At 70.5% G+C, this 1,759-nt stretch carries 1 protein-coding gene and 1 pseudogene; both read left to right on the top strand.

Annotated features, from left to right (window positions below):
• Positions 1–1,075: pseudogene (locus PKE44_RS17620) on the top strand (cache domain-containing protein); the annotation flags it as partial.
• A 106-nt stretch (positions 1,076–1,181) separates the two neighbouring features.
• On the top strand, positions 1,182–1,759 hold a 578-nt coding region (locus PKE44_RS17625), incomplete at its 3' end, for a phosphohydrolase (protein WP_324553872.1).

The following is a 1,759-nucleotide window of genomic DNA, read 5'->3' on the forward strand; positions in this document are numbered from 1 at the left end:
GGCCGTCAGCGCGCTGCCCGACACCGGCCGCCGGCGCCTGCTGCGCTGGATCGGCCGCCACCGCGCCGCGACCGCGATCACGCTGCTGGCGAGCCTCGCGCTCGGGGCCGGTTTCGGGGCCTGGATGCTGTACCGGCACGCCGAGGCGCTCGAAGCCGCCGGCGAGCGGGAGCGGCTGGTCAGCGACCGGCTGGATGCGACCGCGCTGCAGGCGGCGCGCATCGAGTCGCAGTTCCTGCAGTATCGCGGCCTGCTGACCGGCATCGCCAACGCGGCGCTGCTGGCCTTCGACCTGCCGGATGCCGGGGCGCAGGCCGAACCCGGGCTCGACGTGCCGGCACCGGCGGTGCTGCCGGCTTCCCAGTACCACGGGCTGGCGATCGACGCCTGGCACCCGGCCTGGCGACCGGCGCCGGGGGCGGCGGGTGCCGATGCCGGCCCCGGCGGTCTCGCGCGACTGGCACCGCTGCTGCGCCACGCCTACGCACTGGCCGATGATCCGGCCCGGCCGTGGCGTGATCCGGCGGCGCAGCGGCTGCTGGTCGCCGATGACGATACCGTGCTGATCTGGGTGCTGGTGGCACGGACCGACGGTGCCGAACTGCGTTATCCCGGCCTGCCGCAGTCCGGCTGGCCGGCCGGCTACGACCCGCGCCGCGAAGCCTGGTATCAGGACCGGCTCCCGGCCGATGCGCCCGAGACCGATTGCGACGAGCCCTATCTGAGCCCGCTGGTCGGCGAATGGCTGCTGCCGTGTGCGCAGCGCATCAGCGCGCTGGATGGTCGCGTGCGCGGCGTCGCGATGCTGGCCTTCAGCCTCGACGAACTGGCCCGGCGCAGCCTGCTGCCGGAGGTGGCGCAGGCGCAGGCGGCCTGGCTGGTCGCCGATGACGGTCACGTCCTCGCCAGCGCCGGCGTCAGCGCCGCCGGTCCCGGCAGCGACTTTGCCGGCGCCGCCGGTGCGCCGGCGATCGACGCCGGTCACGGCGTGCGCGACCGTCCGCAGGGCGGCCTGCGCATCTGGACGCGCATCGAGTCACTCGGCTGGCGCTACGTGGTCGACTACGCCCGCTGAGCCGGCCGGCCTGTAGCCGTGCGCGTTGAACACGCGGTCTTTTCAGCCCCTCGCCCCGCGCGGGAAAGGGGTGGGGAAGAGGGGGAGAAAGACCCTGTATTTCCGTGTGTACGGCATCGCGGGTTTTCTCACCGGATTCATTACCGAAGGGCTGAACCTCATGGCACTGCCGGCGAACATCGGTCGCATCGATGCCTTGCTGAATCCGTGGCGGCCGGTCATCGGCGCGGCTTTCGATGGTTATCGGAATCACGTGGTGCGCATGGCCAGTTATTGCCTGCTGCTGAAACCCTGCGACGCGATCGAGCAGCAGAAGATCGAGATCGCCGCCTGTTTCCATGACATCGGCATCTGGACGGCCGGCACGCTGGATTATCTGCCGCCGTCCGCAGCGGTCGCCCGCGAATATCTGGGAGCGAATGCGCTGGAGGCGTGGTCCGATGAAATCGCCCGCATGATCGTCACCCACCACAAGCTCCGGCCCGCGACGGATGAGGCTTCCGCCCTGGTCGAGTTGTTCCGCAAGGGCGATCTGGTGGATTTGTCGATCGGGCTGGTGAAGTTCGGTCTGCCCGCAGCCGTGGTGAATTCCGTGAAGGCCGCGTGCCCGAACGCAGGGTTTCACCGGAATCTCTGCCGGCTGGAACTCGGCTGGTTCCTGAAGCATCCGCTCAATCCGGTGCC

The sequence above is a fragment of the Plasticicumulans sp. genome, from assembly GCF_035331805.1.
GTDB lineage: Bacteria > Pseudomonadota > Gammaproteobacteria > Competibacterales > Competibacteraceae > Plasticicumulans.